This is a genomic window from Paenibacillus sabuli, from assembly GCF_014705605.1.
Lineage (GTDB): Bacteria > Bacillota > Bacilli > Paenibacillales > Paenibacillaceae > Paenibacillus_D > Paenibacillus_D sabuli.
In genome coordinates, this window is record NZ_JACXIZ010000014.1 from 102,185 (window position 1) to 127,612 (window position 25,428).

Annotated in this window: 26 protein-coding genes; 4 read left to right on the plus strand and 22 right to left on the minus strand. The window is 57.5% G+C overall.

All coding sequences use genetic code 11. The features are described from left to right. Nucleotides 1–67: 67 nt before the first annotated feature. The 6 genes from IDH44_RS08295 to IDH44_RS08320 all read right to left on the minus strand — a co-directional run bounded on the left by IDH44_RS08295 (nucleotide 68) and on the right by IDH44_RS08320 (nucleotide 3,863). Nucleotides 68–286, minus strand: coding sequence for a hypothetical protein (locus tag IDH44_RS08295; protein ID WP_190916555.1), 219 nt, complete (start codon nucleotides 284–286; stop codon nucleotides 68–70). Next, complete coding sequence (gene ypeB / locus IDH44_RS08300; RefSeq protein WP_190916556.1) at nucleotides 273–1,628, minus strand: germination protein YpeB; 1,356 nt, start codon at nucleotides 1,626–1,628, stop codon at nucleotides 273–275. The genes IDH44_RS08295 and ypeB overlap by 14 nt, the downstream gene beginning before the upstream one ends. Before the next feature lie 71 nt (nucleotides 1,629–1,699). Next, nucleotides 1,700–1,858 (minus strand): hypothetical protein, encoded by a 159-nt coding sequence (locus IDH44_RS08305; protein WP_223869505.1) that lies wholly within the window; start codon nucleotides 1,856–1,858, stop codon nucleotides 1,700–1,702. Between the two features lie 72 nt (nucleotides 1,859–1,930). After that, entirely contained in the window at nucleotides 1,931–2,629 is a 699-nt protein-coding gene (prsW, locus tag IDH44_RS08310) for a glutamic-type intramembrane protease PrsW (RefSeq protein ID WP_223869481.1), read from the minus strand. Between the two features lie 96 nt (nucleotides 2,630–2,725). Beyond that, nucleotides 2,726–3,337: a genetic competence negative regulator gene (locus IDH44_RS08315; protein ID WP_190916559.1), complete on the minus strand. Its 612-nt coding sequence runs from the start codon at nucleotides 3,335–3,337 to the stop codon at nucleotides 2,726–2,728. Between the two features lie 202 nt (nucleotides 3,338–3,539). Then, complete coding sequence (locus IDH44_RS08320) at nucleotides 3,540–3,863, minus strand: hypothetical protein (RefSeq protein ID WP_190916561.1); 324 nt, start codon at nucleotides 3,861–3,863, stop codon at nucleotides 3,540–3,542. A 156-nt stretch (nucleotides 3,864–4,019) separates the two neighbouring features. Between IDH44_RS08320 and IDH44_RS08325 the strand changes: the two genes are divergently transcribed. Further along, entirely contained in the window at nucleotides 4,020–5,006 is a 987-nt protein-coding gene (locus IDH44_RS08325) for a polysaccharide deacetylase family protein (RefSeq protein ID WP_190916563.1), read from the plus strand. Here IDH44_RS08325 and IDH44_RS08330 read toward each other — a convergent pair. Then, on the minus strand, nucleotides 4,963–5,838 hold the full coding sequence (locus tag IDH44_RS08330) for a metallophosphoesterase (protein ID WP_223869482.1): 876 nt from the start codon (nucleotides 5,836–5,838) through the stop codon (nucleotides 4,963–4,965). The genes IDH44_RS08325 and IDH44_RS08330 overlap by 44 nt on opposite strands. A gap of 25 nt (nucleotides 5,839–5,863) precedes the next feature. After that, a complete protein-coding gene (locus IDH44_RS08335) occupies nucleotides 5,864–6,460 on the minus strand; it encodes a CPBP family intramembrane glutamic endopeptidase (RefSeq protein WP_190916565.1) in 597 nt (198 codons plus the stop codon). 72 nt (nucleotides 6,461–6,532) lie between these two features. Here IDH44_RS08335 and IDH44_RS08340 point away from each other — a divergent pair, with 72 nt between their 5' ends. Beyond that, nucleotides 6,533–7,462, plus strand: a complete 930-nt coding sequence (locus IDH44_RS08340; protein ID WP_190916566.1) for a hypothetical protein — start codon at nucleotides 6,533–6,535, stop codon at nucleotides 7,460–7,462. 3 nt (nucleotides 7,463–7,465) lie between these two features. On the opposite strand, the gene IDH44_RS08345 is transcribed toward IDH44_RS08340, so the two are convergent. Continuing rightward, nucleotides 7,466–7,795, minus strand: a complete 330-nt coding sequence (locus tag IDH44_RS08345; protein WP_190916568.1) for a rhodanese-like domain-containing protein — start codon at nucleotides 7,793–7,795, stop codon at nucleotides 7,466–7,468. Between the two features lie 155 nt (nucleotides 7,796–7,950). Here IDH44_RS08345 and serA point away from each other — a divergent pair, with 155 nt between their 5' ends. Then, entirely contained in the window at nucleotides 7,951–9,543 is a 1,593-nt protein-coding gene (gene serA, locus IDH44_RS08350; RefSeq protein WP_190916570.1) for a phosphoglycerate dehydrogenase, read from the plus strand. 93 nt (nucleotides 9,544–9,636) lie between these two features. On the opposite strand, the gene IDH44_RS08355 is transcribed toward serA, so the two are convergent. After that, nucleotides 9,637–11,412: an ATP-binding cassette domain-containing protein gene (locus IDH44_RS08355; RefSeq protein ID WP_190916571.1), complete on the minus strand. Its 1,776-nt coding sequence runs from the start codon at nucleotides 11,410–11,412 to the stop codon at nucleotides 9,637–9,639. Next, complete coding sequence (locus tag IDH44_RS08360) at nucleotides 11,403–12,290, minus strand: ABC transporter ATP-binding protein (RefSeq protein ID WP_190916573.1); 888 nt, start codon at nucleotides 12,288–12,290, stop codon at nucleotides 11,403–11,405. Before IDH44_RS08360 ends, IDH44_RS08355 begins: the two co-directional genes overlap by 10 nt. A gap of 74 nt (nucleotides 12,291–12,364) precedes the next feature. Between IDH44_RS08360 and IDH44_RS08365 the strand changes: the two genes are divergently transcribed. Further along, the gene (locus IDH44_RS08365; protein ID WP_190916575.1) at nucleotides 12,365–12,982 is read left to right on the plus strand and encodes a biotin transporter BioY; all 618 of its coding nucleotides are present in this window, start codon (nucleotides 12,365–12,367) and stop codon (nucleotides 12,980–12,982) included. A gap of 90 nt (nucleotides 12,983–13,072) precedes the next feature. Here the strand turns inward: IDH44_RS08365 and IDH44_RS08370 are convergent, their stop codons facing one another. The 11 genes from IDH44_RS08370 to recA all read right to left on the minus strand — a co-directional run bounded on the left by IDH44_RS08370 (nucleotide 13,073) and on the right by recA (nucleotide 24,658). After that, nucleotides 13,073–13,555, minus strand: a complete 483-nt coding sequence (locus IDH44_RS08370; RefSeq protein WP_190916577.1) for a RicAFT regulatory complex protein RicA family protein — start codon at nucleotides 13,553–13,555, stop codon at nucleotides 13,073–13,075. Nucleotides 13,556–13,576: 21 nt separating this feature from the next. After that, nucleotides 13,577–15,130, minus strand: a complete 1,554-nt coding sequence (gene miaB / locus IDH44_RS08375; RefSeq protein WP_190916579.1) for a tRNA (N6-isopentenyl adenosine(37)-C2)-methylthiotransferase MiaB — start codon at nucleotides 15,128–15,130, stop codon at nucleotides 13,577–13,579. Nucleotides 15,131–15,213: 83 nt separating this feature from the next. After that, entirely contained in the window at nucleotides 15,214–15,783 is a 570-nt protein-coding gene (gene pduL / locus IDH44_RS08380; protein ID WP_190916581.1) for a phosphate propanoyltransferase, read from the minus strand. 94 nt (nucleotides 15,784–15,877) lie between these two features. Further along, on the minus strand, nucleotides 15,878–16,744 hold the full coding sequence (locus IDH44_RS08385) for a 2-oxoacid:ferredoxin oxidoreductase subunit beta (RefSeq protein ID WP_190916582.1): 867 nt from the start codon (nucleotides 16,742–16,744) through the stop codon (nucleotides 15,878–15,880). Between the two features lie 2 nt (nucleotides 16,745–16,746). Continuing rightward, nucleotides 16,747–18,480, minus strand: coding sequence for a 2-oxoacid:acceptor oxidoreductase subunit alpha (locus IDH44_RS08390; RefSeq protein WP_190916584.1), 1,734 nt, complete (start codon nucleotides 18,478–18,480; stop codon nucleotides 16,747–16,749). A gap of 182 nt (nucleotides 18,481–18,662) precedes the next feature. Beyond that, a complete protein-coding gene (locus tag IDH44_RS08395; protein ID WP_190916586.1) occupies nucleotides 18,663–19,613 on the minus strand; it encodes a dipeptidase in 951 nt (316 codons plus the stop codon). Nucleotides 19,614–19,733: 120 nt separating this feature from the next. Then, on the minus strand, nucleotides 19,734–19,994 hold the full coding sequence (locus IDH44_RS08400) for a stage V sporulation protein S (protein WP_006211249.1): 261 nt from the start codon (nucleotides 19,992–19,994) through the stop codon (nucleotides 19,734–19,736). Between the two features lie 107 nt (nucleotides 19,995–20,101). After that, a complete protein-coding gene (locus IDH44_RS08405; protein WP_190916587.1) occupies nucleotides 20,102–20,896 on the minus strand; it encodes a TIGR00282 family metallophosphoesterase in 795 nt (264 codons plus the stop codon). Nucleotides 20,897–21,045: 149 nt separating this feature from the next. Then, nucleotides 21,046–22,587 (minus strand): ribonuclease Y, encoded by a 1,542-nt coding sequence (gene rny, locus IDH44_RS08410; protein ID WP_190916589.1) that lies wholly within the window; start codon nucleotides 22,585–22,587, stop codon nucleotides 21,046–21,048. Between the two features lie 205 nt (nucleotides 22,588–22,792). Further along, entirely contained in the window at nucleotides 22,793–23,482 is a 690-nt protein-coding gene (locus IDH44_RS08415; RefSeq protein WP_190916591.1) for a regulatory protein RecX, read from the minus strand. A gap of 123 nt (nucleotides 23,483–23,605) precedes the next feature. Continuing rightward, the gene (gene recA / locus IDH44_RS08420; protein WP_190916593.1) at nucleotides 23,606–24,658 is read right to left on the minus strand and encodes a recombinase RecA; all 1,053 of its coding nucleotides are present in this window, start codon (nucleotides 24,656–24,658) and stop codon (nucleotides 23,606–23,608) included. Nucleotides 24,659–25,428: the final 770 nt, after the last annotated feature.

Here is a 25,428-nt window from a genome sequence, read left to right on the forward strand (position 1 = left end):
TCGGGTTCCTCGCATCCGACCCCTTCAATAAAAAAGCAGGCTCTGGCCCTGCCTGCGAACGTGAAAATTATACCACAATCCGCGCAAATTTGCAAAAAAATAAGGCATCCGAATAAGGGATGCCTTCCAATCGATCCACACCGGTCAGCCAATTCCGAACGGCTGGAAATTGCAGGGCGTATTGCGCCACTGTCATGGAGACGAGCAAGCAGACGAGAATCCGGATCAGGATGCGCGTCCAGCCGTCAATACGCGCGGCCGACTGCCGGTTGTCATTGCCCGCCATCGCCGTTCATTCCGGGCAAACGTTCAATCATTTCTTCGTTGCCGTCGCTGGCATTGACGTAGATCCGATAGTGGCTGTCGTTGATTTTTCCCGTAAATTCGTAGCAAAGCACTTCCTTGGACAACTCATTTTTAATGAGCGCTTGCTCGGTATCCTTCACTTTGAAGTCGGGATTGAGGGTTTTTCGGGCTTCCGCCACGCTCAGCTTCGGCTTGTCGAGCTTGCGCTGACGATGCTCGTACACGTAATCCCCAGCCTGAAGCCCGACCGGCTCGCCATTGTCCAGCGCACTTTTGACGACGAGCTTTTCAGGATAGATCAGCACGTCGCCTTGCTTGGCGACAAATGTGAAATTGCCGACATTGCCGTGCGGATCGTAGCTTATTGCCTTCATATCCGGATACCCGCGCGCTTTGAGGAAGGCTTGCGCCTTGCGCTCCGCTTCGTCGGCGCTGACCGCTTTGACGTCAATGTCGCGCGCGTTCATGAACCAGATCAGCTCCGGTCCTTTTTTCGTATACTCCAGCTGAATCGGGCTTTGGCCTTCGGGACCGGCTACGCTCGCCGAGTAGGACTCGTATTCCGTTCCTTTGCCGTTTTCACTCACCGCGATCTGGGAAGAATCCTTCAACTCCAGGAATTTTGCGGCGGCGCGCTGGACATCCTCAGGTTTTGCGTTGCCGCCTTCCAGCATGCGAATCGTACGCCGCTCGAACATCGCCGAGACCGACGGTCCCCAGTTGATTTCCGGATATTCCTCGACCTTTTTGTCCACCGTCTTGAAGCCGTCGAGAATCGTATTGTCCTGAGCCGATTGCTCTGCCGCCAGCGCTACTTCGACATCCATCCAGCGTAAATTGTTGGCGATGACATTGTTTTGCATATCCTGCAAATCGCGCGAAATTTCCGCCGAGCGCGCGTACAAGGTTTTTAACGTTTGCTGCTCGTCCCCGGTGAGCGGCTCTTTGGCAAGATCGCGCACCGCGGCCTTATAGGAAAAGCTGGCGATATGAGCCAGGAAATCCTCCGTTTTGTTGAGCGGCAGCAACGTCAGCGGAAGCTGGTTGATTTCGCTCTGCGCTTGACTGGTGATACGCCACACATTCACCAGTCCTTTGCGATGATAAGCCTGCGAGCTCGAATTGACTGCCAGCGTGTTTCCCAGTTGATCGTGCAGCACGTCCATATCGTGACTGAGCTCGTGAAAGGCCCGCTGGTACTGATTTTCGGCTTTGATCAAAATGCTGTTTTTTTCCTGATGCTCCTGGTAGCCCCAATAGACCGAGCCTACCAGCAGCAATGCAATCAGAGGAAACAATACCGCGCTTAACCGTTGGTACATCGCACATAAGCTCCTTTCTTATGCCAAACCTGGTGTTAGTTTGGTTCCCGAGAAGGAGCTTTATGCATGGTCTACCAGTTCTGCTCTTCAATTTCGAATTGGTCGATGTTGTCACATAGGCACTGCTTGAATCCGGTTTCGATTCGATCGTTGTCCCTTCTGCCGCGCAGCACAAATTTTTCACCGCAAATGCGGCAACGAATCGTGACTTTCACCCTTGCATTGTCCACTGCTTGTCCCTCCAGACCCATGTCGAAGTAGTGCCTTTCCGGCACGCGATACAAGCATTATGGACGGATAAGCTACATTTTAACCTCCTCCTCGCGTACGAGCCGGAAGGGAGATCTGGCGCTGGCGCGCTGAATTTTTTGCATGCCTCTGATCCAGAGCAGCACCATAAACGGAATCATGATCCATAGCCAGATCGATTCGAATTCGAGCATGATCCAATCGTATGTGCCATGCCAGCCGAGCGGGAGGGCGAGCGACATCCAGATATACATGCGCCTTCTGCTTTTGTTGCGCGTAAACTTGGCTTTGCCAAAATAATAGCCCATGACAATGCCGAATAATGCGTGTCCGGATACGGGCAGCAAGGCGCGCATGAGCAACGAGCCGAACGAAACGGGCTGCAAAAAAGCATACATGACGTTTTCAAGCGTTGCGAATCCGAGCGAGATGGCCGCCGCATACAATATGCCGTCGTACGGCTCGTCAAATTCCGTGTGATTGAATATGATGTGATAGAGCACAAACCATTTAAAACCTTCTTCCACGGCAGAGGAGATAATGTAAGAAAATACGAAGGGCGACTCGCCAAGCCAGAGCATTAAACCGCGCTGTACAACCAAAATCGGAATAACGACCACCATGCCGAGCACGAACATGCGCAGCACCATGTGAAACGGCTCCGAATCGTATCGGTCTTTCAGATACAAATAAGACAGCAGCGAGACGCCTGGCGCAACTGCCGCCGTAAACAAAGACAACAAAAGCACCATCGATCGCACGCCACCTTTTTGAGGTTTTTTTCCAACATGTTCAAAAAAAAGCATCGCCTCGCGGATTCCGCAGCCGATGCAACACTATGTGGTCGTTCAGGCTTTAAAATGAGAGCAGATTTCCTGGACGGCTCCGGCGCCAATAACGAGCTTGCCGTATTCCTCCAGTACAGGCACTGTAACCGAGGTGGCTTCGCCGTATTCCGCAAGCACGGCGATCAAGGCCAGCGTGCGCGGCGGATCGGAAGGCAAGGGGTCGAATGCCGCAATCCAGTTGTCCTTGTACGAATACAACCGCCCGTCATCGCTCAAGCCGGCCGATTGCAGCTGATGGAAGGCGGCGATGACGTCTTCGAAATCCCGAAACGCATACATCACGGTATCGCTGTGTTCCAGCGTGACTTCCATTTCATAAATATCCTCGTCGGCTTCTTCCTCAGCATCCTGATCATTTCTCTGCGCTTCCGACCTGCCCCGCGTGACAATCACGACCATGCCCTGGGCCGGCAGGGCAAATACCTCGACAGCCAGCGGACCGCTTGCATCAAAGCCCAGCTCGGTATAGGCTTGATCCATCATTTCGCTGAACAGCTCATGCACCTTGGGAATTTCGCGCCACATGTCGTCCTTCTGGATCCCCCGTTCCAGCAGGTCGTCGAATGTCAGGAAAATCCTGATCTTGTCCTGACTCAATCGCTCGATCTTCATGACAGGATCCTCCTTTGAAGCATCAGTTATAACAGCGTATGAAATTTCATATAATATGTGATTAAAACACGCTATGTAACCATGTTATCATTTTTGCTCGCGGATTGCACTAGGTCGACACTAAAAAAAGAAACGCCGAATCCACCGGCTCTTCCGGTCCGATTTCGGCGCCCTTTTGGCATGCATGATGCAGCAAAACATGTCAGTGCGGCCGAGAAATTCCGTTTTCGTTCAAAATTTTGTCGGCCTCGCGCATAATATGCGGATCGCTGCGTACAAGCTCGCCGATCCGCTGCCAAGCCTTGGCGGATTCTTCGCCGGCCATCTTGCGCACATCCTTGGCGCTATGCTCGATCGTTGCAAGTCCGGCGCGGACTGCCCGCTCCACGCCCCTGCTCTTGGCCTGACGCCACACACGGCCTGCGCCTTGCGACAATCGCTGCATTGATTCCGGCCGGCGCGCATGCAGCAGGGCAGCTGCCGCTACTCCCGCGATTCCGCCCGCAATAAACGCGCTCCACTTCATTGGTTTTACGCCTCCTTTGCAAAATTAAAGCAGGTAGTACCGTTGTAGTGTTTCCGCAGGGGCAGGCCGTCATTCTTAAAAACGTGCGAGCTGTGATACAATTGTCATTGGGCTGGGTAAAGGGATATGAATGGTAAAGCAATGAAGGAGGACAACATGAAATCGATCGTTCCAACACTCGCGCTATGTCTCGCGCTCGCGCTCGCATCAGGATGCTCCAATGCGTCCTCCCCTGTCAACGGAACGAACAACAACGAAGAGAGCGCCCTCCAGCAGCCGGATGGCAACGGAGCAAGCGACCCGCCCGCCGAGGCGGACGGCCCCGACTCGGAAGATGGAGGCTCGGATCCGACGAACGATGCAGACGGTGAAAACGGCTCGAACGCTGCGCCGGACGACGCTGCGCCGTCTCAGGAAGCGGATGCTGAGGGAGATGAGGCCGACTCGAACAATTCCGATACGCCCGCAGTCGAGGAACAGCCGGCCGAGCCGCAATACAAGATGAACAGCGTATACCGCTTCGAACCCGTAGGCGACCAGATCACGGACAAGAAGGTGCTGCTGACCTTTGATGACGGTCCCAAGGAGCAGGCGCTCATCGATCAAATTATTGATGCGCTCGACAAGCATGATGCCAAAGCCATCTTTTTTGTGAACGGCTATCGCGTCGAGGCCAATCCCGAGCTACTGGAGCTCATTCACGAGCGCGGTCAGACCATCGGCAACCATTCCTGGGACCACGTGAATCTGAAGGAACAGTCGGCATCCGACGCCGAAGCCCAAATTGATCGCGTGCAAGAGCAGGTGAGCGCGATTATCGGCGAGACGCCCCGCTTTTTCCGGCCGCCGTTCGGCGCGGGCAACGACCAGGTCAAGGCGCACGTCAAGGATCAAGGCATGCTGTATATGACCTGGTCCAACGGCTCGCTTGACTGGGACAGCAGCGCCAAGGACAAGCCGGACGAGGTGATCAAAAATGTGCTCGAGCAGCTGCACTCGGGCGCAAACATTTTGATGCATGAGCTGCCTTGGACCGCCGATGCGCTGGACGAGCTCCTCACCAAGCTGGAAGCCGAAGGCTACGGCTTCATTGACCCGGCTACGATTGACCTGAGCGATCTGGAGTCGGACAGCGAAGCGTAAGCAAGTGTGTCTGCGGCGGGACGAACAACCGCAGCGGCACTTTGGACGTACCGAAGCCATTGCTCACCAGCAGCCGGGCCGCAGCCTCCCCGGCTGCTTTTTGACGTGCGCCGATCTCGAACCAGCCGCTGCGATACAGCCGCACCGACCGAGTGCGCAGCAGCGGCCCGTACAACGGCAGCCGCATTTGCCCACCGTGGGTGTGCCCGGACAGGATCAGATCCGCCTCCATGCCGCTCAGCTGCGCGGCAATCAACGGATCATGCGCCAACAGAATCTTGCACACGCTGCGCCGGCCCTCCTCGCTTTCGGCGATGCCCGCCAGTGTGCCGTCCAGCGCCAGATCGAGACGATCGCGATCATGAATGGAATCGTCGATGCCGCACAACAAGACACGCTCGCCGCCCTGCTCCAGCAGCACGTTGCTGTTGACCAGCACATGCACGCCTTCCTCCCGCAGCATCACCTCCAGCGCCCGCTGATCGCATACCGTGTCGTGGTTGCCATAGATGGCGTAGATCGGCGCGATGCGTCGAAGCTTGTGAATATTGGCGCGTGTGCGGGCCAGCGGTACGCCCTTCTCCGCCAGATCGCCGCCGATGATGACGAGATCGGCGCCGCCCGCCTCCAGGCACTGGGCGATCAAGCCGTCGGGAATGGCGCGCCGATGCAGATCGGTAATGAAAAAGATTCGTGTCCCGTCAAATGCGCGCGGGAGTAACCTTACCGTTGCTTCTTCCGTAATCACGCCGTATTCACGCGCCTGCGCATGCATCATGCCTACAGCTACAGCCGCTGCCGCAGCGCCGAGCGTCAGTACACTCCACAGCATTGTCTTTTGCCTCCCCGGCAGCGTGTTACGGCTGCTTGCGATACCGAATGATGAGCCCCATGGCCAAGTCAATGAGGAAATGGGCCGCGATCGGCGCCCACAACGTGCCGGTCTGCTCATAAATCCAGCCCAGGCCGTAGCTGATTGAAAAGACAAGTCCCGTCGGAATCCAATGCTTCAAATAACGGACATGAATGGCCGCAAACAAAATGCTGGTCCAGTATGGCCCGATCGCAAACTGCACCGCACCCCGAAACAACATCTCCTCGCAGACGGAGACTGCCAGCGAAAGCAGTACAATATGCCATAGCGGACGATTGCGGAAAATGCGTTCGTTTACGCCGCCGTCGTCGGTTGCCTCCTCGGGCACCCAGCGCGTGATCAACAGATCGACGGCAATGACCGCCACCGCGAAACCGGCTCCCCAATACATCGCCTGCAGCCACTGAGCCGGCCACCCCAGCAAACCAAATGGGCTGCGGCTCTGAAAAATCATCCACACGATACCGATAACTAAAGTAATGGCCTGCGTAGCGTAGACATTGGCAAGCAATGCCCGGTCGTCCAACTGGTCCACGGTAACTTTGCGAATTCTGATTTTGCGCAACTTGAATTTTTTCATTGCTTACCGCCTGTCGCTAAAGATATATTAAAACGTAAGAAACGGGTCATAGGAACTCAAAGGAGACACGAAATGAAAAAAAGACACCTGCGTTCGGAGCTTCTCTTCAGTCTCGGGTTTATATTTATGCTCATTGTCACCGTAGCGGCATTCTTGTACGGGGTCCAGGTCGGATACGATCGCACGGAGTCCAAGTACGAAGCCATGAAGCAATTGAACAGCGAAGCCGACACCGGGCCTTCGATCGCCTATCAGCAACAGGATCTGGTCTCCTATTATCATACTGTATTTTTGCCGTTTCGTGAATTTCAGAACGAATGGCTGACGACGATGGACAAGCTGCGCGGCGAAAGCTCGGCCGATCCTGTGTCGGCGCTCAAAGCGGCCGGCAAGCTCGCCAAGCAACAGCAACAGACCCTTGCCGAAGCGACGCTGCCGCCCAACACGCCGCTCCTGGAGCAGTCCCGGGTCAGCTGGCTGGAGAGCCTCCGATTGTTCGGGCAGGTCGCTGACCTCGCGGCCAAGCAAGCAGGCGACGCAGAGCGCGGAGCGGCGCTGACCGCCGTCGAAAAGCAAGCCCTTTACACCGAAGCGGTGCAGCAGGCCGTTCAAGGCCAGCAACGCTACTATGCAGCCATGTTGAAATGGGGGGCATCCGTCGATCCGGATCTGCCGGACGCATTTGAAATGCCGTCCATGCTGCCGCTTGCAGACTGGTCCAAGCAGCCGCTGATCGTCAAAAATAAAATCATGGCCGACCAACTGGCCAATCGCGGCCGGCTGACCTCATACTATCCGCAGGACCTGGCCGCCCAGACCGACCAATTGATCGCCAGCGGCGAAGCGGCCAACATAAAACTAACTACCGTCTCGGCTGCCGTCGAGCTGCTGGTCGGCACGGGCGCCGTACGCAGCGGCGATTTTGCGGCCAGCAAATCGGCTTTTTATGTCGACGAGCTGCTTCCGCAGCTGCCGTTCTTCTTTCCATCTTCCGCAGGCTGACGCTTAATCGTAGGCAAACCCGCGGCAAGCTGCAACGGCGGCCATGCCGCCTTCTACATTCCATAGCGGCGCACGCACGCCCTGCTCCGCCAAATAGCGGCACACCGCCTCGCTGCGCACCCCATGGGCGCACAGCAAATAGATCGGCGCGTCGCCCTCCCATATGCGTTGTTCGCCGGGCACCTGCCGCATCGGCACATGCGTGGTGCCCGGAAGATGATAATAGTCCCACTCCTCGAACTCGCGCACGTCAATGATTTGAGAACCCGAAATTGTGCCTTGCTCGATGCCCTCTAGCAATTGCCGTGCCTCTATCGAACCCCAAGCTTCCATCGCAAGCTCCTCCTTGTCGCACGCTGCCGTCATATTAGGTTGAACTATAACGAAAATTTCCGAAATGGGCAAGTTTGAGCATTGCAATTGCACGGCCGGTTGCTATAAAATAGTAAAGGCTATGGCATGGATACGGAATAGGAGGCACAGTTTACATGTTTAAAGTATTGGTATCGGATCCGATCAGCGATCTAGGCATTGAACAGTTGACCGCGGCCAGCGACATTGCAGTCGATAAAAAACCCGGTCTCAGCGAGGACGAGCTCGTCTCCATCATCGGGGAATACGACGCGCTGCTCGTGCGCAGCCAGACCAAGGTCAACGCGCGCGTCATGGAAGCCGGTAAGCAGCTCAAGGTTGTCGGCCGGGCCGGCGTAGGGGTCGACAACATTGATCTAAAAGCAGCCACGCAGCGCGGCATCATCGTCATCAATGCACCGGACGGCAACACGATCACGACCTGCGAGCATACCTTCGCCATGATGATGGCGCTGGCGCGCCATATTCCGCAAGCCTACATGAAAACCGTCGGCGGCGAATGGGATCGCAAATCGTTCGTCGGCGTCGAGCTGCGCAACAAGGTTCTCGGCGTAATGGGCATGGGCCGGATCGGCAGCGAGGTCGCGCGCCGGGCAAAGGCTTTCGGCATGAGCATCATGGGATACGACCCGTTCCTGACCGAGGAGCGGGCGGAAAAAATGGGCGTGCAATTGTCGACAGTCGACGAAATTGTGCGCAACGCCGATTTTATGACGGTGCATACGCCGCTGACGCCGGAGACGCGCCATATGATCGGCAAGGCGCAATTCGAAGTCATGAAGCCCGGCATGCGCATCGTCAATTGCGCGCGCGGCGGCATCATCGACGAGCAGGCGCTGGTCGAAGCGATCGACCAGGGGATCGTAGCCGGAGCCGGCTTCGACGTGTTCGAGTCGGAGCCGCCTGCCGCGGATCATCCTTTTCTCAAGCACCCCAAAATCATCGTCACCCCGCATCTCGGCGCCTCGACGGTAGAGGCGCAAGAGAATGTGGCCATCGACGTATCCAAGCAGGTGCTGCATATTTTGCGCAACGAGCCGTTTGTCAACGCGGTCAACATGCCGCCGATTGCGGCAGAGCTGCGCAGCAAGCTCCAGCCGTATTTCGAGCTTGGCGAAAAGCTCGGCGGCTTTGCCGTCCAGCAAATTGACGGAGCGGTCGAGGAAATTACCGTCACGTATTCCGGCGATCTCGCCGATGTCGACACTCAGCCGCTGACGCGGCATGTGGTGAAGGGCGTGCTCGCGCATCATCTCGGCTCGGAGCAGGTGAACCTCGTCAATTCGATGCACCTCGCGGACGGACGCGGAATCAACATCGTTACACAAAAATCGCGCGCCACCAAAGGCTTCACCAACCATATCGCAGTCTCGCTGCGGACCAAGCAGGAAGAGCATCTCGTCGCCGGCACGCTGCTGAACGGCTACGGGGCGCGGATCGTGCAGATTGACAAGTTCCCGGTCGACGTGGCCCCGGAAGGCAACCTGATCCTCATCTCGCATCAGGACAAGCCGGGCATCATCGGACGCGTCGGCACGCTGCTCGGCACCAACGATGTCAATATCGCGACGATGCAGGTCGGACGCAAGCTGGTCGGCGGCGCCGCCATCATGGTGCTGGCTGTGGACAAAGCAGCCGCCAAGGAAGTGCTCGACGAGCTCATGAAGCTCCCGGATATCAACACCGCCAAAGAAATCGATCTGTACTAAATACTAAACATCATGTCTGGAAAGAAAAGAGGGCTCGCACAAGTCGCGAGCCCTCTTTTCTTTATTAAATTACGATACCGAACCCGGCACGTATCAAGAAGCGGAAAGCCATTGCTGCAGCAGCCACAACAACGAAGCTATCCCGGCTGCCGCTCCGAGCAGCAGCCCATCCCCGCTCCCCATGCGCAGCCGCCACCCCTGCGTCTTCGAGCGACCGGAGCCGAAGCCTCTCACCTGCAGCGCGGTCGTCATCTGATCGGCCAGCCGCAGCAGCGACATCATGAACGGAATCAGCACGCGATGCAGCTCGCGCAGCGGAATGCGTCCGGGCTTGGCGCCCGATTTGCCGCGCGCCTGGGCGATGCGGGCGAAGCGCTCCCATTGCGCCAGTTGCAGCGGCACGAACCGGAAGATCAGCGCGATCAGTAGCGTGAACGTCTCCAGGCGCAAGCCGAGCCGGCCCAGCGGCCGCAGCACTTGCTCCAGCGCCCGCTTCAAACGCAGCGGAGAGACCAGCTGCGTCAGCGGAATCCCCAGCAGCATGACGAGCAGCAGACGCGTCAGCCGCTGTGCGGTGACGAGCGAGGACTCGAGCTCGAGCTGCAGCGGCTGGAGCTGCAGGCCGGCCAACAGCGCCACTAGCAGCAGCATCACGCTGTAGCCGCGTATCAAACCTTGCCACGGCAGCAGACAGCTGCGCAGCCGCCAGAGCGGATAGGCGCATGCGGCGGCTGCCGCTCCTAACCCGAGCCAAGTCTGCTGCTGCAAAATCCCCGCTGTAAGCAACACGTAGCCTCCCCACAATGCGCGCGGATCGAAACGGGACCAGCTATGGCGCTCTGCAGGGTCAGGCTCGGCGGCAGCGACTCGCGTCATCGAGACATTCGGCTGCGGAGAGGCATCGGGCTGCGGCATCTGCCTGGAAAGGACATCTGCAGTATGCTCGCGCACCAAAGGCGCGTTCTCTGCTTCGTCCGCCTCCTTGCGTGCGCTCCGAGGCGCTTCGGCAGCAAGGGCTTCCTCAATTGTCGGGTTGTCCGGCGGCCTCAGCTGCTCCGCAATCTGCCGAGCCAGCTGCGTCGGAGTAGGCGGCTCGGCAGGCAGCCTGAAGCCGGCCTCCCGGAGCGCTTGCGCTGCGGCTGCCAGCGATTGCGGATGCGCCGCCATGGCTTGCCCTTGTCCGCTCAGACGTCCGTCCGCCATCGAGAGAATCACATGCGGACATTGTCCCGCCAAGAGCCACGGCTCATGCGTGACGACGATCGCCCCGCCTCCGGCCCGGACATGGCGCGCCAGGCTCGCACGCAATTGGGCGGCGCCCGCCCGGTCGAGCCCGGCTGTCGGCTCGTCCAGCAGCAGCCAGTCCGGCTGGCAGGCCATGACGCAGGCCAGCGCCAGGCGGCGCTGCTCGCCGCCGCTCAGCGACCAGGGATCGCGATCCAGCACGTCCGCAGCCAGACCGGAGCGGCCCAGTGCTTCGATCCATCCCCCTTGCTCGAGCTCGGCGGCTCTCGAACGAGTGCGATACGGGCGCAGCGAGTAGTTCAGTTCTTCTCGAACCGTCGACGCGAACCATTGCGATTCGCTATGCTGCAGACTCACCCCCAGTTGCAAAAGCAGCTCGCGCACAGGACGGCGCTTGGACCAAAGCGAGCGCCCGCCCAGTTCGATTCGTCCCGAAGCCGGCTCGCGCAATCCCGCAAGGCTCTCAAGCAAGGTCGTTTTTCCGGCACCGCTCCTGCCTGTCACGAGATAGAGCCGCCCCGGGTCGAGCTGCAAGCGCTCGATCTGCAGGAGCACGCGCGGCGCGGCGGAGCCTGGAGATGCGATCTGCAGCTCGTCGATGACCCAGCTGCCCGTCAGCGCCACGGTCCGACCTCCTCTGCCAGCTCCAATGCGGTTAAGGGCAGCACTTGCAGCGGATAACCGCGCGCACGCAAATGGAGGCCGACCTGTACGATCTCCGGCACCGGCAGGCCCATTGCCCCGCAGACGCTCTGGGCGCCGCAGCCATCCGTTCCGCCGTAAAAGTCGTCGATTGCCCCGTCAAAGGCAATGCGGCCCTTTTGCAAAGCGATTAGCCGATCCCCTCTCGCCCACTCCTCTTGGCGGTGTGTGACCCAAACGACGGCAGTTCCGGCGCCGTGGAGCTCGCGTACAGTATACAGTACGAGTCGCGCCGACTCGGCATCGAGCATAGAGGTCGCTTCGTCCAGCACCAGCACCTGCGCCCCGCCCGCGATACAGCCGGCCAGTGCGGTCAGTTGTTTTTGCCCGCCTGAGAGCTGCTCGATCGGACGATCCGCCAACGCTTCGAGACCGGTCGACGCCAGCGCCAGCTCGAGCAGCTGCGGCATGCGAGCGGCGGGTAAGCCACGCAGCTCGAGTCCCATCAGGATGTCCTCGCGCGGCGTGGATCCGACCAGCGCCGCGTCCGGATGCTGCATCACGTATGCGATTTCTTCTTCCCCTGCGAACCCGCGCGAGAGCTGACCTTGGACGTGCAGCCCCGTGCCCAGATGACCGGTCAGGAGCCGTACGAGCGTCGTTTTTCCGCTGCCGTTCGGTCCGATCAATTGGACCCATTCGCCCGGCTGCACCTGTAGTGCTTCCACTGTAAGCAAGGTGCTCGGCTCTTCCCCTTCCAGCTCGGCTGTTGGGCGGCTCGCCTGTACCGTCACATTGTCCAAGCTGAATGGCGATGTGCAATTCATTTTTTCTTCGCCCTCTTCCACTTCCGATTGCATTGTGGTAAAATCCTATTTGTTAACCATCATAATACAAAAAGGTTAACAATACAACGAAGGAGTCGATTGTCACGATGTCCCATTCCTTGCGCAGCCTTGTCTACACCGCACTTTTCGCCGCCCTCTTTATTGTCATGAGCTACATAAAAATCCCGCTGGGCTTCACGGCCGTTCCGCTATCGCTTCAGCCTTTGGCGGTCATGCTGGCCGGCGCTTTTTTAGGTCCCGTGTACGGCTTTTTGAGCATTTTTTCGGTCATTGCGCTGGCCGCAGTCGGGCTCCCGCTCATTCAGGGCAACGGCGGTCTATCGCTGATGCTGGGGTTCACGGGCGGCTTTTTGTGGATGTTCCCGGTCTGCGCCTGGGCCGTCGGCCTGGCTACCGGTCGTCTGCTGCGCAGCCGGGGGCTGGCGCGGCAAAAAACACTGCGCGCGGGCGCACTGTTTGTGACCATCTTTTTTTGCGGCTCCTTGTCCTATTTGGCGGGCGTACCCTGGTATACCCATGTTGCGGACATCTCTTTGTCCAAGGCGATGGTAGCGGCCATGTACCCCTTCCTTCCGGGCGATGTGATCAAGGCCGTCGTCGCGACGATTCTCGTACTTGCCCTGCGGGCCTACGCGCCTCAGCTCCAGACAGCGACCCGGCGCCGCGGGAGCGGGTATGCGGGCGAATTCGCTTCCAAAAGTTAGACAATTAATACGTGCAGTGCATAAGTCTTGCCGCCAATTCATTTTAAAAAAACGTGCCGCGAGCAACCGCAGGCACGTTTTTTCGCCAATCTAATCGATACATTCGTCAGGCTCGCTGCCCGAATCGGACTCGACATTGATCTTTTCGGAAACGGTGTCCCGGATGATCGACATGACGAGCTGAAGCAAATAGTTAATGTCGGATTGGCTCTGCTGAAAATCCCCGACGATCGGAATCCCGTCCAGCTCGTTCTGCAGCGCCTCAATCTCGGCTTCGATCTTCGCCACCATTGACGCATTGTTAAACGATTCAAACGCGACAATTTCCTTTTGCTTTTTTTTCATCTGTGCAATCAAGCCTTGGATGCGGTCATTGCCCTTGATCTGCGCTTCGGCCCGCTGATAAAATTGCACCTCGCGGGATCCGGCAATCAGCTTGGCCAGCTCCTCGGCTTTCGCTTTGATTGCCTCTCCCACGACGAGATCACGCGATTCGAAATGCGGAATGTCGCATGCTTTGCCGTGCAGCTGCACCTGATCATGCGCGTCCTGCACTGTTTCTTTGTTTGCCATCGCTTCGGTCTCCTCCTTGCGTTACAATACCGCCGCCGACTCGCTGCCGACCAATTCCGCCTTGATGTACCAGGTCATCGGCTCGGTCACCTTGACGTGCACGAACGAACCGATAAGCGACTTCGGTCCGGCAAAGTGAACCAGCTTGTTGGTGCGCGTGCGGCCTGACAAAATGTCCGGGTTGTTTTTGCTCTCGCCTTCGACGAGCAGTTCGACAACGGCGCCTTGCAATCGGTCGTTGCTCTCCCTGGCCAGTTCGGTCATGAGCGCGTTCAGGCGCTGGAGCCTTGCCTTCTTCACCTCGGTCGGCACATCGTCGGTCATGCCGGCAGCGGGCGTGCCTTCGCGCGGCGAATAGATAAAGGTAAACGCCGACTCGAAGCCGACCTCGCGGACAAGCGTCATCGTCTCCTCGAACTGCGCCTCCGTCTCGCCGGGAAAGCCGACGATGATATCCGTCGTAAGAACCGCGTTCGGAATGGCGCGCTTGATCTTGCCGACAAGCTCCAGATAGGAATCCCGGGTATACTTGCGGCTCATCCGCTTCAGAATTTCCGTGCTGCCCGACTGCACCGGCAGATGGATATGCTCGACCAGATTGCCCTGTCCGGCCAATACCTCGATCAGGTGATCGTCAAAATCGCGCGGATGCGACGTCGTGAATCGAACGCGCGGAATATCGATCGCGGTCATATCGCGCATCAAGTCCCCGAACCGATAGTCCAGGTCCTCGAAATCCTTGCCGTACGCATTGACGTTCTGCCCCAGCAGCGTAATTTCCTTGTAGCCCTGACGCGCCAGCTCGCGCACCTCGGCAATGACATCCGCCGGCCGACGGCTGCGTTCCTTGCCCCGCGTATAAGGCACGATGCAATACGTGCAGAACTTGTCGCAGCCATACATGATGTTGACCCAGGCCCGCATGCCCTCGCGCTTTTTGGGAAGGTTTTCGATGATGTCGCCTTCCTTGGACCACACCTCGACGACCATTTCCTTGTTCATCAAAGCGTCCTGGAGCAGGTGCGGGAGACGGTGAATGTTGTGGGTGCCGAAGATGAGGTCGACATGCGCGTGCTTTTGCAGAATTCGGCCGACTACCGACTCCTCCTGCGACATGCAGCCGCATACGCCGAGCAATAGCTCCGGCCTTTCGGTTTTTAACGTCTTCAGGTGGCCCAGCTCACCGAATACCTTGTCCTCCGCATTCTCGCGAATGGCGCAGGTGTTAAGCAAGATGACATCCGCTTCACGGCGGTCTTCCGTCGCGGTGTAGCCCATCTGCTCGAACATGCCCTTCATGACTTCGGTGTCGTGCTCGTTCATCTGACAGCCGTACGTCGTTATCATATAGTGTCGATTAGCTCCAAGCGATCGGAGCTCCTCCGGAATGGCCGCATCGTACAGCACTTGCACCTGCTCTTTGCCGCGCTGCTTTTCCCGACGGGTATTCGGCTCGGACATCAGATGGATCTCCCGTCCGCCGAGTCGTATGCGTTTGCCTTGTTCGTCCTCGGAAATGAGCTTGGCTCCGGAGAAATCGAAATATTTGCTGTAATCCTTCGGTTCTTGCGCCATGTGCAACCACTTCCCTCTAGTCATATCTTTCCGATTATATCACGTTTCGACTAGAGGTGCTACCGGGAAGGACGAAGGCCGTCTCAGTCCAAAATGGTCGCCCGGTCGCCCGTTTTGGCGCCTGCCGCATTGGCCTCGTCCGTGTCGATGTGCATATCCAGCGCATAGCTGTCCGATACGCGAGCGATGACCTGCTCCAGGATCAAGCCGCGTTCGCCCTCCAGCTTCACCGTCAACCGCTGCTTGTCCGCAATGCCCCAAGCCTGCGCATCCGACGTATGGAAATGAATGTGGCGCGCCGCCACGATCACCCCTTCTTCCAGATCCAGCTCCCCGGCCGGACCGATCACCCGGATGCCCGGCGTACCCGCAATGTCGCCGGATTCCCGAACGGGCGGCTGCAGGCCGACTGCAAAGGCATCGGTGCGCGACAGCTCCAGCTGCGAGCGGGAGCGGGCCGGGCCGAGGATGCGCACCTTCGGAAAGCCGCCCTTCGGTCCGCGCACCTCGACCGTTTCGTGTGCGGCATACTGCCCGGGCTGGGAGAGCGGCTTCATCGAAGTCAATTGATAGCCTTCGCCGAACAGCGCCTCTACGTGGGATTGCGACAGGTGAATGTGACGGGCCGAGACGCCCACAGGTACAGTTTTCATGACTTGCTCATCTCCTATATGCTTAGTTGTCGAAGCTGCCGGCATGGCAGAAGGCATACGGCCGGTATCGGCCGTATGCCTTCCAGAGCTGCCTTTATTTGAATTCTGCCGTCAGTTGTTCGAATTCATCGCGTGATAGCTGCAGCTCTTGCTTCGCCAAACCTTCCGGACGGAAACCCGAGACGAGCTCCTCGTAAGGCTTGCGGGTTTGGTTATGATAGATGAGGCCGGTGAGCAGGCCGCCCGTTTCCATAATTTTCGTCATGGCCGCGATCCGGTTGGTCGGATCGTAATCCGGGAATTCCTCCAGCTTTACAATGTTCTCCTTGAACCAGTCGTAGGTGTTGACTTTGTTGAACGTCACGCACGGACTGAATACGTTGATCAGGGAGAAGCCTTTGTGATTGATGCCGGCCTCGATGAGCGCGGTCAGTTGCTTGAGATCGCTGGAGAACGACTGCGCGACGAAGGTCGCTCCGGCCGACATGGCAATCTCGAGCGGCGACAGGACCGACTCAATCGAGCCTTCCGGCGTCGACTTGGTCTTGAAGCCCTCTGCGCTGCGGGGCGAAGTCTGGCCCTTGGTCAGGCCGTAGATCTGATTGTCCATGACGATGTACGTGATGTCCATATTGCGCCGAATGGCATGTACGGTATGCCCCATGCCGATCGCGAAGCCGTCGCCGTCGCCGCCCGAGGCAACGACCGTCAGCTCGCGATTGGCGAGCTTCACGCCCTGGGCGATCGGCAAGGCCCGTCCATGAATGCCGTGCAAGCCATATGCGTGAATGTAGCCGGAGATCCGTCCCGAACAGCCGATGCCGGATACGACCGCCAGGTTCTCGGGCTCGAGTCCGACGTTGGCCGCAGCGCGCTGAATCGCAGCCTGAATCGAGAAATCGCCACAGCCGGGGCACCAGTTCGGCTTCACATTATTACGGAATTCCTTGAATGTAGCCATGATTAGTTCAGCTCCTTGCAAGCTTGATAGACTTCCGATGGCAGGAACGGGGTACCGTCGTATTTCAGCAGATTGCGTATTTTTTCACCGTGGCCGGCATGCATTTTAATTTGGTTGGCGAGCTGGGCAGTCGCGTTGTTCTCAATGACGAGCACCCGCTCGGCCCGCTCCAGATAAGGGGTCAGCAAGTCCGTCGGGAACGGATGGATCTGACGAATCGTGATGTGATTCGTCTTGCGTCCGCCCTTCTCCAGACGCGCTCTGGCCTCGTCGATGGTGCCGCCGGTCGAGCCCATGCCGATAATGAGCAGCTCGGGCGCCTCATGCGGAGCGTCGACGCGCAGCGCGTCACGAATTTCGAGCTTTGCCAATTTGCCGAGCCGCTTATCCATCATGAGCTGACGGTTGCGCGCATTCTCCGAGGGCCGTCCGGTCTCATCGTGCTCGACGCCCGTCACATGGTGAATGCCGTGCTTGACCCCAGGCAGCACCCGCGGCGATACGCCGTCCGCCGTCAATTCGTAACGCTGGAAGAGCGCCTTCTCCTCGATCTCAGGCGCTTCCTTCACGAGCTTGCCGCGCTCGATGCGGATCTGATCGTAGTCGAGCTCCTCGCATGATTGCTTGCCCAGCGACAGCTGCAGATCGGTCATGATGATGACCGGCACTTGATACTGCTCGGACAGGTTGAACGCTTCGACCGTATCGTAGAAGCAATCCTCGATCGAGGCCGGCGCGATGACAATCTTGGGAATCTCGCCGTGGGTGCCGTATACCATCGCATTGAGGTCCGATTGCTCCTGCTTGGTCGGCAGTCCCGTGGAAGGTCCGCCGCGCTGCGTATCGACGATGACCAGCGGCGTCTCGGTCATCCCGGCCAGCCCGATCGCCTCCATCATGAGCGACAGCCCCGGACCGGCCGAAGCCGTCATGGTGCGCACGCCGGCATAGTTGGCGCCGATTGCCATCGTGGCCGCGGCAATTTCATCCTCCGTCTGGACGACCGTACCGCCGAATTTCGGCAGCTTTTTGATCAGATATTCCATAATTTCCGAGGCCGGCGTAATCGGGTAAGCTGACATGAGGCGGCAGCCCGCCGCAATACAGCCGAGGCCGATATTCTCATTGCCGATGGCAAACAGCTTTTGCTTGCCGTCGGCCTCCTCCAGCCGGAAATCTTCAAGCGGGCCCCCTGCGAGCTCCAGCACGTACTCCGAGCCGCGCTTGACCGCTTCGACGTTTTTCTCCACGATGGCCGCGCCCTTGCGGCCAAATTCCTCTTCCACCGCCTTGTTGAACACTTCGAGCGGCAGTCCGAGCAGCGCCCACGAAGCGCCGGATGCGACCATATTTTTCATCAAGGAGGTGCCGAGCTCTTCCGCGATCGAAGTGATCGGTACCGCGAACAGTCTGGCGTCAATGCCTTCGGGGAGGGTCGGGTTGAATTTGGCGTCTGCGACGACTACCCCGCCGCTGCGCAGCTCGTGGGCATTGAGGTCGATGCTTTCCTGATCGAATGCAACCAAGATGTCGAGATCATCGGAAATGGCCCGCATCGGCGTGGTGCTGATCCGAATTTTGTTATTGGTGTGCCCGCCTTTGATGCGGGACGAAAAATGACGGTAGCCGTATAAATAATAGCCTAGCCGGTTCAACGCCGTTGAGAAGATACGGTCGGTGCTTTCTACGCCTTCTCCTTGTTGTCCCCCGATCTTCCAAGACAATTGACTGATCAAAATGTCCAACTCCTCTTTTTAGTAAACGTATCCGTTATGCTGTCAGCTTGTCAGGCGAATTTACATGATCATATAAATTCTATGTTTCCTTGCTGTAAATTGCAAGGGATTTCAGTGAATTCAAATATAATTCTTTTCGATTGAATCCATAACAAAAAAAGATGAAACAAGCCTTTGGCCCGCTATTCGGGCGGTAGGTGCGTCGACAAGAAGCGAAGCGCATGCTCCGCGGCGATGCCCCGAACGAACGGCTCGTCGTATCGCTTTAGCAACGCCTCAAGCAGACGCGGGACGTGCCCCGGATGCGCCAGTCCTCGCACGTGGCGGTCGATGCCGTCAAAGTCCGAGCCGAGCACGAGCTGCTTGGCTCCGCCGAGCGTGCATATATGTTCGATGTGACGCAGCACGTCGTCGATTGCGGCCGCGCCGGAGTCGTTCAAAAATTGGGGCACATAGGTGATGCCGATCCGGCCGTCCATACCGGCAAGCGCACGAATTTGCGCATCGGTGAGGTTGCGCGGATGCTTGCAGCAAGCGTAAGCATTGGAGTGCGAGGCGATCAGCGGCGAAGCGCTGCACTCCGCCACCTCCCAAAATCCGCGCTCGGTCAAATGCGACACATCCAGCACGAGGCGATGTCTCCCGCATTCCTCCACCAGCGCCCGCCCCGCTCGCGTAAGACCGCCCTGACGCGGCTCCATTACGCCGTCCGCGGCCCAGTTGGCATCATTCCAAGTCAGCCCGAGCGCTCGCAATCCGAGCTCTTGCATGATGCGCACCATATAAAGTCGACCCTGCAGCGCGGCCGCCCCTTCCAGCGAGAGCAACGCCCCGATCTTGCCGCTGGCCTGACACTCTCGCAAGTCTTTTGCGGTGCGGACGAAGCGCATACCCGGCAGCGCTGCAATGCTGCGCAAGAACAGCTCGGTGGCTTGGAGCAAATGCGCGGTGCTCGGCTCCAGACGCTCCGGCAAGTAGATCGCAAACACTTGCAGACACGCCTTCGCCTCCTTCAGACGCGCGTAGCTCACATCAAGTCGACCATCGCCCTTTTGTCCGCCAAAGTCGGCTTGCTTGTCGAGCAGCATTTTGGCGAGCACATCACAATGGAAATCTACCGTTTCGATTTGCATCGCGCCCCTTTCGCTTTCGATGTGCGTAATCGACAAAAAAACCTGCTTACGTATAAGCAAACAGGTTCGTTATCGTAGTGGTAGATTCAACTGTATCCGTCGCGCCGGCCGGCACGCCATCTATCTAGGTTCCACGATCAACTTGATGGCCGTGCGATCCTCCCCGTCGATGACAATATCCGTAAACGCCGGAATACAGATCAGGTCGACCCCGCTCGGCGCTACAAACCCCCGCGCAATCGCTACTGCTTTAATGGCTTGATTCAATGCACCGGCCCCGATCGCCTGCAATTCGGCTCCGCCCCGTTCACGAAGAACACCGGCCAGCGCCCCAGCAACAGAGTTTGGATTGGACTTTGCTGAAACTTTTAATACTTCCATGTAAAGTTCCTCCTCGGGAGTGATGATTGAATTCCACTATTTAATAGGTATTCGCGAGAGGTGAAAAAATTCCTTCTTTTCCGGTGGCCCCGCGGCAGCGCCGGGCTTTAGATGAGCAGCCACTCCTCCTCGGTCCAGCGAATTTTCGTCAGCCGGCTGGCCTTGCCCGTGGCATCGTCAAGCTCGGCCAATACGGCGTGGAATTGCCATTTCCCCTCATCCACGACGAAGCGCGCCGGCAGTTGCGTCAAAAAACGATGCAGCACCGCATCGCGCTGCATCCCGAGTACGCCTTCTTTGGAGCCGACCATCCCGACATCTGTCAGATAAGCCGTGCCCTGAGGCAGGATCGTATCGTCATTGGTCTGAACATGGGTATGGGTACCGACGACGAGCGACGCTTTGCCGTCCAAATACCAGCCCATGGCGATTTTTTCGGAGGTCGCTTCTGCATGGAAGTCGACAAGGGTGAACGGGGTGCGTCTGCGCAGCTCGTCCAGCAACCGCTCCGCTTCGCGAAACGGACAATTAATTGGCGGCAGGAAGGCACGGCCTTGCACGCTGACGATGCCAAGCTCCTTGCCATTCCCGCGCACGAGCGCGCTCCCGACACCCGGCGCCTCAGGGGCATAGTTGGCCGGGCGGACCAGCCTCGGCTCATCGTCGATCCAGTCAAAAATATCCTTGTTGTCCCAAGTGTGATTTCCCATTGTGATTCCGTGCACGCCGAGCTCGAAAAATTGTCTGGCAATCGCTTTTGTAATGCCGCGTCCGGAGGCGGCATTCTCCCCGTTGACGATGACAAGATGCGGCTGATGCTTGGACTGCAAAGCCGGCAGCACTTTCTTGAGCGCCTCGCGGCCGACCCGGCCAACAATATCTCCAATAAACAATACCTTCATAGTTACCCTCTTTCTGTTTCCTTCAAACCGCCGTCCGACCTGCTCGCCGGGCTGTAGCGGACCGGTGGCAAGACGATGCTTTCGTTATGCTTTGAAACAAAACACCCGTGGCAATGAGACGGCCACGGGAGCTTTGCAACTGATTTTGCTTATTTGGCGTATTCGACAGCCCGGGTTTCCCGAATAACGGTGACTTTGATATGACCGGGGTAGTCCAATTCGCCTTCGATTTTTTTCGTAATGTCGCGCGCCAGCCGGAAGGCTTCGGCATCGTCGATTCGTTCCGGCTGCACCATGACCCGAACCTCGCGCCCCGCTTGAATCGCGTAGGACTTCTCCACGCCATCGAACGATTCGGAGATCGCTTCGAGCTTTTCCAGACGCTTGATGTACGTCTCCAGCGTCTCGCGCCGCGCGCCGGGCCGTGCAGCAGACAGGGCGTCGGCCGCCCCGACGAGCATGGCAATGACCGACTCCGCTTCGCAATCGCCGTGATGCGAGGCGATGCTGTTGACGACCACGGGGTGCTCCTTGTATTTCTTGCCGAGCTCCACACCGATTTCGACATGCGAGCCCTCTACCTCATGATCGAGCGCTTTGCCGATATCATGCAGCAGACCGGCACGCTTCGCCAGTGTAATATCCTCGCCCAGCTCCGCCGCCATCAGACCGGTCAGATACGCGACCTCCATGGAATGCTTGAGGACATTCTGTCCATAGCTGGTGCGGTACTTCAAACGACCGAGAATTTTGATCAGATCCGGGTGGAGGCCGTGCACGCCCACCTCGAAGGTCGCTTGCTCGCCGTATTCGCGGACGCGATCGTCCACTTCCTTGCGGGATTTCTCCACCATTTCCTCAATGCGAGCAGGATGGATACGTCCGTCGGCGACCAGCTTCTCTAGGGCAGTACGGGCGATCTCACGCCGGATCGGGTCGAATCCGGATAAGATGACCGCTTCCGGTGTATCGTCGATAATCAGGTCGATACCGGTCAACGTCTCCAGTGCCCGAATATTCCGGCCTTCACGGCCGATAATTCGGCCCTTCATTTCTTCATTCGGCAGAGAAACGACGGATACCGTCGTCTCCGCAACATGATCCGCTGCGCAGCGCTGGATCGCAAGGGAAATGATGTTGCGGGCACGCTTGTCCGCTTCATCCTTGGCCTGCTGTTCCACGTCTTTAATCATTTGCGCGGTCTCATGACGCACTTCCTGCTCGACCGTCGTCAAGATCAGTTGCTTGGCGTCCTCCATCGTCAAGCTGGAGATTCGTTCCAATTCGCTGACCTGCTTCTGGTGCAGCCCTTCGATCTGCTCTTTTGTTTCTTCGATCCGTTTCTCTTTGTTGGCTACATTTTCTTCTTTGCGTTCCAGCTGCTCTATCTTTTTATCCAACGACTCCTCTTTTTGCAGCAGTCTTCTCTCCAAGCGCTGGACTTCATTACGGCGCTCGCGAATGTCTTTTTCTGCTTCGGAACGGAGTTTGTGGACTTCGTCTTTCGCTTCGACCACGGTTTCCTTTTTGAGCGCTTCCGCATCTTTTCTCGCATTTTCAACGATTTGAACGGCTGCTTGCTCAGCACTGGAAATTTTGGCTTCGGCAATCGACTTTCGAATAAAATAACCAAACACAATCCCTAAGAATATACCGCCAACAACGAGCAGGATCGTGAGCAAAGTGTCCATCTTTCTCACCTCCTCGTTGCATTCACCAAGGCAAACGCTTGGGATGATATTGGGTTTTCAAGCCGGTTTCCATACCGTTCATCGATACAAATATTGACGAAACTTATCGATTCGAATCCATTTTTGGAAGAAAAATCGATTCGAAAAGAGGAAGGAATACATGTACATTTTAGCTTTTGAGAAAATCAATTGTCAAGCGCCAGTCTCAGTCCATCTCTTCCTCATCTCCGCTGCCCGCTTGCTCGTCCTCGATTCGGGCTGAGGCCGAGCGCACGATATCTCCGGGAAATCCACGTCGAGCCAGAAACATCATCAGCTTGCGGCGGCGCTCCAAGCGCTCCCCTTTTAAATGAAGCCACTTTTTGCCGCCGGCTCGAACCGCCGCTTCCAGCTCTTGCTCCGGATCAAGCTCGGAGAGCGCGTCAGCCGTCTGCTCCCGGTCAATGCCCCGTCTGCGGAGTTCTTCCCGAATCGCCAGCCTACCCTTCGCTCGCAGCCGCAGCCGCTGTTCGGCGAAGCGCCGGGCGTAGTCGGCATCGTCGATCGCGCGTTCCTGCTCCAGCCGCTCGCACACTTGCTCCGCCTTTTCCGTGGAAATGTCCTTGCGAAGCAAGTATGACGTCAGCTCGGCCCGCGTGCGCGGCTTGGCCGTCAGATAGGTCAGCGCCAAGCTGTAAGCATGCTGACCGTCTTCGGCTTCCCGTATATCCTGAATCGCTTCGAGCGTCAGCAATTCGCCTTTGAACAGATTATAACGAATCAGAATATTCTCGTGTACGTTCAGAAGCGGTTTGTCGCCATCGCATTCGTCGTATACATGATAGCGGTCTCGCCGCTTGCGGTCCCGTTCCACCTTACCGATGCGGATCGGGGCTTCGCGCGTAGATTCCCGCAAACGATCTCCTCCCTCCCAGTCGGCAGATGCGTGTCACTTTCAAGCATCCTATTATTGTCTGAATTTCAAAAAACGGCAACCCCTATAGATCTTGCTCGCAGGGGCCGCCGCTAGGCAATACGCTTATACCAATTCTTCCAACTCGTCCTCGTCTTCCTCTTTGCCCAATGTTTCCGATGGAACAGCCGTCGCCGACAAATTGCTGTTTTTGCGAATCTCCTTGTCGATGACATCCGCAATTTCGGGATGATCCCGAAGGAACTGTTTGGCATTTTCTCGGCCTTGTCCCAGCCGCTCGCCTTGATAGGAGAACCAGGCGCCGCTTTTCTGAACAATGTCCATCTCCGTGCCGATGTCGATCAGAGAGCCTTCCTTCGATATGCCCTCCCCGTACATGATGTCGATCTCCGCTTGCTTGAAGGGCGGGGCGACCTTGTTTTTCACGATTTTGATTCGTGTCCGGTTGCCGACCATATCGTTGCCCTGCTTGATGGTCTCGATGCGGCGCACATCCAGCCTGACGCTCGAGTAAAATTTCAGTGCACGTCCGCCGGGCGTGGTCTCCGGATTGCCGAACATGACGCCCACCTTTTCGCGAAGCTGGTTGATAAAGACCGCGATCGTTTTGGATTTGCTGATCGCACCCGAGAGCTTGCGCAGCGCCTGCGACATCAGGCGAGCCTGCAAGCCGACGTGGGAATCGCCCATCTCGCCCTCGATCTCCGCCTTCGGCACCAGCGCGGCCACAGAGTCGACGACGACGATATCGACCGCGCCGCTGCGCACGAGCGCCTCGGCAATCTCCAGCGCCTGCTCGCCCGTATCCGGCTGCGACAGCAGCAGCTCATCAATGTTAACCCCGACCTTGCGGGCGTAGAGCGGATCCAGCGCGTGCTCCGCATCGATAAAGGCGGCTTGTCCGCCGATGCGCTGCACCTCTGCGATCGCATGGAGGGCCACCGTCGTCTTACCGGAGGATTCCGGTCCGTACACTTCGATTACCCGGCCGCGCGGCAAGCCGCCAATTCCGAGTGCGATATCTAAAGCAAGCGAACCGCTCGGCACGGTTTCGACCTGCATGCCCGCATTTTCACCCAGTTTCATTACCGAGCCTTTTCCGAATTGTTTCTCAATCTGGCGCAAGGCCATGTCCAATGCTGCGCGACGATCTGACAATCGACTCACATCCTTCAATAAGTTATAGTGTTATGATACCTTTTTTCGGACGCTTTGCCAAGCATTTTTTCGAACATACATTCGTTTTTTTCGTTCCCGGGAGCTAAAGAGCTTGCTCGAAGGTGTAAAACCTGCGAAGCGTAGGCACTTAAAAAACCGCAGCAAAGTAATCTTCGCTACGGTTCTTCCGTTAACTGGTTTATATTATAGCCTATGGCAAGGCGAAACGGCAAGGGCCATTTTAAACTGAGCCCACGATTCTTCTTATAATTGGAACTAAGAAGCGAGAGGTCTCGGCGGAACGCTTGGCCCCCCGGTCAGAGCACCTAAAAGAAAAAATCGCGCCCGTTGTGGCCAAGACCTCTCCGCAACTTAGATGGTGGCGCAAATTTACAGACGGGCCAGGCCGAAGCAGTTAGAGAGGCTCGGCCTGGCCCGTCTGTTGCAGAGCAGCCTGCGGCCTGGCGCTCAGGCTTTCGGGACGATGCCTCCGACTGCGGGACGACGCGTCCGGCTGCGAGCGGCAGCTCTAACGGACACTAGCGACGCTTAGTGTCCATTACAGAATAACCTGGTGGGATTGAAACCGTCATTATCCCTTCACCATCCGCCAACGAACCTAACGGTTGCCACAGCGGCTATTGCGCCCAAAAAAGCGCCGATCGAATTGTAACGGTTGCCACAGGTCTTATTTTCTTGAAATCCATTGAAAAGACGCGATTTTGGCCAAATAAGCGCTGTGGCAACCGCTAGCCTGGAAGTCGCCTGAA